Consider the following 8878-nt stretch of genomic DNA (forward strand, 5'->3'; position numbering starts at 1 on the left):
CATGGCCGAGAAGAAGGCCACTGCGAAGAAGCCCGCCGCCAAGGCTGCGGCTCCCGAGGCCAAGGCCTCGGAGGGCTCGGCCCTCAAGCTGCACCACCTGCGTCCGGCCCCCGGCGCCAAGACCGCCAAGACCCGCGTGGGTCGCGGTGAGGGCTCCAAGGGCAAGACCGCCGGTCGTGGCACCAAGGGCACCAAGGCCCGCTACCAGGTGCCCGAGCGGTTCGAGGGTGGCTCCATGCCGCTGCACATGCGGCTGCCGAAGCTGCGCGGCTTCAAGAACCCGTTCAAGGTGGAGTACCAGGTCGTCAACCTCGACCGCCTCTCCGCCCTCTACCCCCAGGGTGGCGACGTGACCGTCGACGACCTCGTGGCCAAGGGTGCCGTCCGTGACGGCTACCCGGTCAAGGTGCTCGGCACCGGCGAGATCGACGTCAAGGTCGCCGTGACCGTCGACGCGGTCTCGGCCAGCGCCAAGGAGAAGATCGAGGCCGCTGGCGGCTCGGTCGCCTCCGCCTGACGTCTCCGCACCACGACGTATGCCGCGGGCTCACTTCTTCGTGAGCCCGCGGCATACGTCTTTGCCGTGCCGGGCCCGTACCCTCGGGGCCGGCCCGCGGCGCCCTGGCCGTCGGGGTGACATCCCGGCTGCCGCCTGTCGTACGGCGCCCCTGCAGTCCCGGGGTATCGTTCTCAGGATTGCCTGACCGTTCCCGCGGGGGACCCCCGCGCCACCAGGAGGACCTGTGCTCACCGCTTTCACCCGTGCGTTCAAGACGCCGGACCTGCGCAGGAAGCTGCTGTTCACGCTCTTCATCATCGTGATCTTCCGGCTGGGCTCGCACGTGCCCGTCCCGGGCGTGAGCTACTCGGCCGTGCAGGCCTGCATCAAGAGCGCGCCCAAGAACTCCGGCGTGCTCGGCCTGGCCAACCTCTTCAGCGGTGGCGCGCTCCTGCAGCTGTCGATCTTCGCGCTGGGGATCATGCCGTACATCACGGCCAGCATCATCGTGCAGCTGCTCACCGTGGTCATCCCGCGGTTCGAGGCCCTCAAGAAGGAGGGCCAGCAGGGCCAGACGAAGATGACGCAGTACACGCGCTACCTGACCATCGGCCTGGCGATCCTGCAGTCCTCGACGCTGATCACCTTCGCGCAGAACCCGTCGGCGCTCTTCGGGCCGGACTGCACCAAGATCCTGCCGAACGAGTCGATCCCGACCCTGGTCATCATGGTGCTCACCATGACCGCCGGCACGGGCGTGGTCATGTGGCTCGGCGAGCTCGTCACCGACAAGGGCATCGGCAACGGCATGTCGCTGCTGATCTTCACCTCGATCGCCAGCTCGTTCCCGGGGTCGCTGTGGGCGATCCAGCAGCAGGACGGCCGCTGGGACGTGTTCGTCGGCGTCATCCTGCTCGGCTTCCTGATCATCGCGCTCGTCGTCTTCGTCGAGCAGAGCCAGCGCCGCATCCCGGTCCAGTACGCCAAGCGGCAGGTGGGCCGCCAGATGTACGGCGGGACCTCGACCTACATCCCGCTCAAGGTCAACATGGCCGGCGTCATCCCCGTGATCTTCGCCTCCTCGCTGCTCGCGCTGCCCTCGCTCGTGGCACAGTTCAACCGGTCGGCCACCGGCAACCAGGCCGGCTGGGTGACGTGGATCGAGAACAACCTCGTGCGGGGTGACCACCCGATCTACATGCTCCTGTACATCGGCCTGATCCTGTTCTTCACGTTCTTCTACGTGTCGATCACGTTCAACCCGGTCGAGGTCGCCGACAACATGAAGCGCTACGGCGGCTTCATCCCAGGTATCCGCGCCGGGCGACCCACGGCCGAGTACCTCGACTACGTGCTCACCCGCATCACGGTCCCCGGGGCCATCTACCTCGGCCTCATCTCGCTGATCCCGCTCGTCGCGCTGGTGCTCGTCAACGCCAACCAGAACTTCCCGTTCGGTGGCACCTCCATCCTCATCATCGTCGGTGTGGGCCTGGAGACCGTGAAGCAGATCGAGTCCCAGCTGCAGCAGCGTCACTACGAAGGGTTCCTCCGCTGATGCGCCTCATCATCCTCGGCCCGCCCGGCGCCGGTAAGGGCACGCAGGCCGCGAAGATCGCCGCCGAGTTCGGCATCCCCGCCATCTCCACCGGCGACATCTTCCGCGCCAACATCAAGAACGAGACCCCCCTCGGCCTGCAGGTCAAGGAGGTCCTCGCCTCCGGTGGCTACGTCACCGACGAGATCACCAACGCGATCGTCCGCGACCGGTTGTTCGAGCCGGACGCCGAGCAGGGCTTCCTGCTCGACGGGTACCCGCGCACCGCCCCGCAGGTCGACGCCCTCGACGCGATCCTCGCCGAGCACGACCACCGCCTCGAGGCGGTGCTCGAGCTCACCGTCGACGAGGACGCCGTCGTCCAGCGCCTGCTCAAGCGCGCCGAGGAGCAGGGTCGCGACGACGACAGCGAGGAGGTCATCCGCGAGCGGCAGGCCATCTACCGCCGCGAGACCGCCCCGCTGACCGAGGTGTACTCCGCCCGTGGCCTGCTCGTGCAGGTCGACGGCATGGGCTCGGTCGACGAGGTGTTCGAGCGCATCACCGCCGCGCTGCGAGGGGCTGCAGCCTCCTGATGTTCGGCAGGTCCCGCGTCGAGACCAAGACCCCCGACCAGATCCTGCGCATGCGCCGGGCCGGGTTGGTGGTCGGGCAGACCCTCCAGCTCATGGCCCAGACCGTCCGCCCCGGGATGACGACCCGGCAGCTCGACGAGCTCGCCGAGGAGCACATCCGCGGCTGCGGGGCGACGCCGTCGTTCCTCGGCTACCACGGGTTCACCGGCACGCTGTGCACCTCCGTCAACGACGAGGTCGTCCACGGCATCCCGGGCAGCAGGGTGCTCCAGGAGGGCGACCTCATCTCGATCGACTGCGGCGCCATCGTCGACGGGTGGCACGGCGACGCCGCGCTGTCCCTCGTCGTGGGCGGCCGCGAGGCGGGCCGGCCGGAGGACCTTGAGCTCATCGACGCCACCGAGGACTCGATGTGGGCCGGCATCGCCGCCCTCGCGGTGGGCGAGTCCCTGTATGCCGTGGGTGCCGCCGTCGAGGACAGCCTCGTCGAGGCGGGGGAGCGGTCCGGGCGCGAGTACGGCATCGTCGAGGACTACGTCGGCCACGGCATCGGCACCGCGATGCACATGGACCCCCAGGTCCCGAACTACCGGGTGCGCGAGAAGGGGCCCACGGTGCGCTCCGGCCTCACCGTGGCCATCGAGCCGATGGTGACCCTCGGCAGCGCGGACACCCGCGTCCTGGAGGACGACTGGACGGTCGTGACGACCGACGGCTCGCGGGCGGCGCACTGGGAGAACTCGGTGGCGGTCACCGACGACGGCATCTGGGTGCTGACCGCCCTCGACGGGGGCAGGGAGCGGCTCGAGGCCGCTGGTGTCCCGTTCGCGCCCCTCGGCTGAGCCTGCGCGGGCCCTCGGCCGGCCCCTGGAGCACGATTTCGTGCTCAGCGGGGGTCTGGCGTAGACTTGTGCGTCGGTGCGCGACGTGCGCGCCGCATTCGTGTGTCCGCCATCCGGGCGGATACGACAGCAGATTGTGGAGGCTATGGCCAAGAAGGACGGTGTCATCGAGATCGAGGGCACGATCGTCGAGGCTCTCCCGAACGCCATGTTCCGGGTGGAGCTGACCAACGGTCACAAGGTGCTCGCTCACATCTCGGGGAAGATGCGCCAGCACTACATCCGGATCCTCCCCGAGGACCGCGTGGTGGTGGAGCTCAGCCCGTACGACCTGACCCGTGGCCGGATCGTCTTCCGCTACCGCTGATGCAGTACCCGCTGGCCACGAGGTCAGCGGCCCAGATCGAGGCGAAGCAGAGGCTATGAAGGTCCAGCCGAGCGTCAAGAAGATCTGCGACAAGTGCAAGGTGATCCGCCGCCACGGCCGGGTCATGGTGATCTGCGAGAACCTGCGCCACAAGCAGCGCCAGGGCTGAGCAGCTCCACCACCGGGCCCCTCGTGGGCGCGGCCCCAGCACGACCTCGCAGCTTTCGCGAGACGCACAAGTGAAGAACTGCAGTACCCGGCCCCTGTGCGCGGTGTTCCCACACCGACCAGGACGTCACCCCCGGCCCGGAGGCCGGGGACCGGTGCCCCGAGACAGACCTCGGGAACTCGCCCGGACCGGTACTGCTCCAGACCTCCGGTGAACAAAGGAATCCACAAGATGGCACGTCTTGTCGGTGTGGACCTCCCGCGCGAGAAGCGCGTCGAGGTCGCTCTCACCTACATCTTCGGGGTCGGTCGCACGACCGCCCAGGCGGCCCTGGCCAGCACCGGGGTCAACCCCGACACCCGCGTCCGTGAGCTCACGGACGAGGACCTGGTCAAGCTCCGCGACTACATCGAGGCGAACGTCAAGCACGAGGGTGACCTCCGACGTGAGATCGCCGCTGACATCCGCCGCAAGGTCGAGATCGGCTCCTACGAGGGCCTTCGCCACCGCCGCGGTCTCCCGGTGCGCGGGCAGCGCACCAAGACGAACGCTCGTACCCGCAAGGGCCCGAAGCGCACCGTCGCCGGCAAGAAGAAGGTTGGTAAGTAATGCCCCCCAAGAGCCGTACCGCCGGCGCCAAGAAGGTCCGCCGCAAGGAGAAGAAGAACGTCGCCGTGGGCCAGGCCCACATCAAGAGCACGTTCAACAACACCATCATCTCGATCACGGACCCCACCGGTGCGGTGATCTCGTGGGCCTCTGCCGGCCAGGTCGGCTTCAAGGGCTCGCGCAAGTCCACCCCCTACGCCGCCCAGATGGCCGCCGAGGCCGCCGCCCGCCGCGCCATGGAGCACGGCATGCGCAAGGTCGACGTCTTCGTCAAGGGCCCGGGCTCCGGTCGTGAGACCGCGATCCGGTCCCTGACCGCTGCCGGCCTCGAGGTCGGCGCGATCAGCGACGTCACCCCCTCGCCGCACAACGGTGTCCGTCCGCCCAAGCGCCGCCGCGTCTGAGCCACGGGACAGGAGAGAGTAGAGAACCATGGCCCGTTACACCGGACCCATCACCAAGAAGTCTCGTCGCCTCAAGGTCGACCTCGTCGGCGGTGACAAGAACTTCGAGCTCCGTCCCTTCCCGCCCGGCCAGCACGGCCGTCGCCGGATGCAGGAGAAGGAGTACCTCACCCAGCTGCAGGAGAAGCAGAAGGCCCGCTTCACCTACGGCGTCATGGAGAAGCAGTTCCGCGGTTACTACGAGGAGGCCTCGCGCCGCTCGGGCAAGACCGGTGAGAACCTGCTGCAGATCCTCGAGTCCCGCCTGGACAACGTGGTCTACCGCGCCGGCCTGGCCCGCACCCGCCGTGCGGCCCGCCAGCTGGTGACCCACGGCCACTTCGAGGTCAACGGCGTGCGCGTGGACGTCCCGTCCTACCGCGTCGAGCAGTACGACATCGTCACCGTCCGCGCCAAGTCCGCGAACACCTTCCCGTTCGAGCTGGCCCGCCAGACCTACGGCGACCGCCCCACCCCGGCCTGGCTCCAGGTCGTCCCGGGCTCGCTGCAGATCCTTGTGCACCAGCTGCCCGTGCGTGAGCAGATCGACACGATCCTCACCGAGCAGCTGATCGTCGAGCTCTACTCGAAGAACTGACCCCGTCCCGTATGCCGCGTGCGCACCTCGCGCACGCGGCATACGGGCAGGGTGTGGTCCGGCCACGGACAGAGGTGGACCGGCCGGCCGGCTGACAACCGGCGACTTCATCGGCGTCATATGGCGGTCGCCGACGGAAAGGAAGAAACAGCGTGCTCATCGCACAGCGCCCCACGCTCAGCGAAGACGTCGTTGCGGACAACCGCAGCCGCTTCGTCATCGAGCCCCTCGAGCCCGGCTTCGGCTACACGCTCGGCAACTCCCTTCGTCGCACCCTGCTCTCGAGCATCCCGGGTGCCTCGGTCACCAGCATCCGCATCGACGGCGTGCTGCACGAGTTCTCCACGATCCCCGGGGTCAAGGAGGACGTCACCGAGATCATCCTCAACATCAAGCAGCTCGTGGTCTCCTCGGAGCACGACGAGCCGGTCGTGATGTACCTGCGCAAGCAGGGCGCCGGCGCGGTCACCGCTGCCGACATCGCTCCGCCCGCGGGTGTCGAGGTGCACAACCCCGACCTGCACATCGCCACGCTCAACGGCAAGGGCAAGATCGAGATGGAGCTGACCGTCGAGCGCGGTCGCGGGTACGTCTCGGCCCAGCAGAACAAGTCCGGCGACCAGGAGATCGGCCGCATCCCGGTCGACTCGATCTACAGCCCGGTGCTGGCCGTGACCTACAAGGTCGAGGCCACCCGTGTCGAGCAGCGCACCGACTTCGACAAGCTCATCGTCGACGTCGAGACCAAGAACTCGATGGCACCCCGTGACGCCATGGCCTCCGCCGGCAAGACGCTGGTCGAGCTGTTCGGCCTGGCCCGCGAGCTCAACGTCGAGGCCGAGGGCATCGACATGGGCCCGTCGCCGACCGACGCCGCGCTGGCCGCCGACCTGGCCCTGCCGATCGAGGACCTCGACCTCACCGTCCGGTCCTACAACTGCCTCAAGCGCGAGGGCATCCACACCGTGGGTGAGCTCGTGGGTCGCAGCGAGGCGGACCTGCTCGACATCCGCAACTTCGGTGCGAAGTCGATCGACGAGGTCAAGGCCAAGCTGGCCGGCATGGGCCTGGCCCTCAAGGACAGCCCGCCCGGGTTCGACCCCTCCGCGATCGCCGACAACTACGGCGACTACGACGACGACTTCTCCGACGACGGCCGTTCGCTGGCCGAGGACGAGCAGCTCTGACCAACCGCCGCTGACCGCCGGGTACGGCCCTGCCGGGCCCGTTCGGTCACACACCAAGGAGAACCTACGAAATGCCTACCCCCACCAAGGGTCCCCGTCTCGGCGGCGGTCCGGCGCACGAGCGGCTGATCCTGGCCAACCTGGCCACCTCGCTGTTCGAGCACGACTCGATCACCACCACCGAGGCCAAGGCCAAGCGCCTGCGCCCGCTGGCCGAGCGCCTGGTCACGTTCGCCAAGCGCGGCGACCTGCACGCCCGTCGCCGGGTCCTGTCGGTCATTTCCGACAAGGGTGTCGTGCACCGTCTCTTCACCGAGATCGCGCCCGACATGGCCGAGCGCCAGGGCGGGTACACCCGCATCACCAAGATCGGCGCCCGCAAGGGTGACAACGCCCCCATGGCCGTGATCGAGCTCGTCCGCGAGCCGCTGGCCAAGAAGGCGACGGTCAAGGAGGCGGAGGCCGCCACCAAGCGCGCCGCCAAGCAGGCCGAGGCCAAGGACGCCGCTGCCGAGACCAAGGCCGCCGAGGCCGAGGCGAAGGCGGAGGAGGCCGAGACCACCGAGGCCACCGAGACCGAGGTCCCGGCCGGCGCCGTCGTCGCGAACGAGGACGGCTCGTCCCCGGACGAGGCCTACACGGTCAAGGGCAACCGCGACTCCGGCAAGTACCACGAGCCCGACGGCCAGTGGTTCGAGCAGACCCACGCCGAGTTCTGGTTCAAGTCCGCCGAGGACGCCGAGGCCGCCGGCTTCACCAAGGCCGGCGCCTGACGCCAGCCGCACGGCACACGCGAACGGGCCGTCCACCCTCCGGGGTGGGCGGCCCGTTCCGCGTCTCAGGCGTCGCGGAAGGCGCCGGCGAGCGGGAGGATCAGCAGGACCAGCACCATCGGCACGGCGAACCCGATCCGCAGCGAGCCGGCGCCCACCGCACCCGTGAGCACGGCCCCGAGCAGGCCGCCCACGTAGTTGAACTGGTTGAACCGGGCGATGACGGCGTCCACCCGGGCCCGCCGCGCCTCGGGGTCGAGCCCGCTGCCGGCGACGGCGGCCGCGGCGGAGAAGCTCAGCGGCGCGATGACCGCGACCGAGCCGCCGAGCACCGTGAAGCCGAGCACGGCGACGGCCCACGTGGGGGAGAAGACGATGACGGCGAGCGCGAGCGCCGCGACGACCGCCCCGGCCCGCAGGAGCGGGACCGGGCCCCAGCGCGCCACGGCCGCGTCTCCGCCGAGCCGGAAGGCCCCGCTCGCGACGAGGTAGGGCAGCGTCGCGAGGGGCAGCAGCCAGTCCGGTGCGTCGTGGGCCGAGCGCAGGAAGACCGGGCCCCACGTCGTGGCGGCCGTGTCGACCATGTAGAAGAGCACCATCGCCGCGCCGAGCAGCAGGATGCGCCGCCACGGCACGGACCCCGACGCTGCCGGCTCGACCGGGGTGACGTCGTGCGGCAGGAACGGCGCGGCAGCGGCGAGGACGCCGAGCGCCGCCAGCGGCAGCAGCCCGACCGTGATGCCGACGCCGCTGACGGCGATCGCGACCAGCGTGGCGGCGATGCCGCCGAGGGTCCATGCGCCGTGGAAGGTCGGCAGGATCGTGCGGCCGTAGCGGTGCTCGAGCGCCACCGCCTGCATGTTCGTCGTGGCGTCGATCGAGCCGAGGGCGAGGCCGTATGCCGCGAGCCCGGCCACGAAGACGGGCTCGGCCGGGGCGAGGGCCACGACGGCCAGGCCCAGGCCTGCGAGGACCAGGGCGCCGCGCAGCACCGTGGCACTGCCGGCGCGCTTGGCCCCGAGCTCGGCCAGCACCGAGCCGAGGCCGGCGAGCAGGACCACCATGAGCAGCAGGCCCGAGACCGCGAGCTCGCTGAGCCCCCACTGGTCCTGGAACCGCGGCAGCCGGGTGGTGAGCGAGATGAACAGCAGCCCCTGGGCGCCGAAGGCGGCGGCCACCGCGCGGCGGTGGGTGGACAGCGGGGTGCGGTCGAGGTCCGTGCCGGTCACGGCCCCACTGTGGCAGAGGGTGCGCAGGC

12 protein-coding genes are annotated in these 8878 nt (G+C 69.7%); 11 read left to right on the forward strand and 1 reads right to left on the reverse strand.

Features of this window, described 5'->3' with window-relative positions:
• The first annotated feature begins 1 nt into the window (after position 1).
• The 11 genes from rplO to rplQ all read left to right on the forward strand — a co-directional run bounded on the left by rplO (position 2) and on the right by rplQ (position 7620).
• On the forward strand, positions 2-517 hold the full coding sequence (rplO, locus tag J2X64_RS11650) for a 50S ribosomal protein L15 (protein ID WP_310154254.1): 516 nt from the start codon (positions 2-4) through the stop codon (positions 515-517).
• 226 nt (positions 518-743) lie between these two features.
• Positions 744-2057, forward strand: a complete 1314-nt coding sequence (secY, locus tag J2X64_RS11655; RefSeq protein ID WP_310154257.1) for a preprotein translocase subunit SecY — start codon at positions 744-746, stop codon at positions 2055-2057.
• A complete protein-coding gene (locus J2X64_RS11660; RefSeq protein WP_310154260.1) occupies positions 2057-2632 on the forward strand; it encodes an adenylate kinase in 576 nt (191 codons plus the stop codon). The genes secY and J2X64_RS11660 overlap by 1 nt, the downstream gene beginning before the upstream one ends.
• Positions 2632-3474, forward strand: coding sequence for a type I methionyl aminopeptidase (gene map / locus J2X64_RS11665; protein WP_310154263.1), 843 nt, complete (start codon positions 2632-2634; stop codon positions 3472-3474). The genes J2X64_RS11660 and map overlap by 1 nt, the downstream gene beginning before the upstream one ends.
• A gap of 145 nt (positions 3475-3619) precedes the next feature.
• Positions 3620-3841, forward strand: a complete 222-nt coding sequence (gene infA / locus J2X64_RS11670) for a translation initiation factor IF-1 (RefSeq protein ID WP_006946284.1) — start codon at positions 3620-3622, stop codon at positions 3839-3841.
• Positions 3842-3896: 55 nt separating this feature from the next.
• Entirely contained in the window at positions 3897-4010 is a 114-nt protein-coding gene (gene rpmJ, locus J2X64_RS11675; RefSeq protein ID WP_010148647.1) for a 50S ribosomal protein L36, read from the forward strand.
• A gap of 231 nt (positions 4011-4241) precedes the next feature.
• Positions 4242-4619 (forward strand): 30S ribosomal protein S13, encoded by a 378-nt coding sequence (gene rpsM, locus J2X64_RS11680; protein ID WP_310154353.1) that lies wholly within the window; start codon positions 4242-4244, stop codon positions 4617-4619.
• On the forward strand, positions 4619-5023 hold the full coding sequence (rpsK, locus tag J2X64_RS11685; RefSeq protein WP_310154356.1) for a 30S ribosomal protein S11: 405 nt from the start codon (positions 4619-4621) through the stop codon (positions 5021-5023). The genes rpsM and rpsK overlap by 1 nt, the downstream gene beginning before the upstream one ends.
• Before the next feature lie 28 nt (positions 5024-5051).
• Positions 5052-5660, forward strand: a complete 609-nt coding sequence (gene rpsD / locus J2X64_RS11690) for a 30S ribosomal protein S4 (RefSeq protein ID WP_310154358.1) — start codon at positions 5052-5054, stop codon at positions 5658-5660.
• A 152-nt stretch (positions 5661-5812) separates the two neighbouring features.
• Complete coding sequence (locus tag J2X64_RS11695) at positions 5813-6847, forward strand: DNA-directed RNA polymerase subunit alpha (protein WP_310154361.1); 1035 nt, start codon at positions 5813-5815, stop codon at positions 6845-6847.
• Positions 6848-6918: 71 nt separating this feature from the next.
• Positions 6919-7620 carry a 50S ribosomal protein L17 gene (gene rplQ / locus J2X64_RS11700; RefSeq protein ID WP_310154363.1) on the forward strand — a complete coding sequence of 234 codons (702 nt, stop codon included), beginning with the start codon at positions 6919-6921 and terminating at the stop codon, positions 7618-7620.
• 65 nt (positions 7621-7685) lie between these two features.
• Here rplQ and J2X64_RS11705 read toward each other — a convergent pair whose 3' ends face one another.
• Entirely contained in the window at positions 7686-8849 is a 1164-nt protein-coding gene (locus tag J2X64_RS11705; protein ID WP_310154367.1) for an MFS transporter, read from the reverse strand.
• Positions 8850-8878 lie beyond the last annotated feature (29 nt).

The organism is Phycicoccus sp. 3266 (assembly GCF_031456495.1).
Classification (GTDB): Bacteria; Actinomycetota; Actinomycetes; order Actinomycetales; family Dermatophilaceae; genus Pedococcus.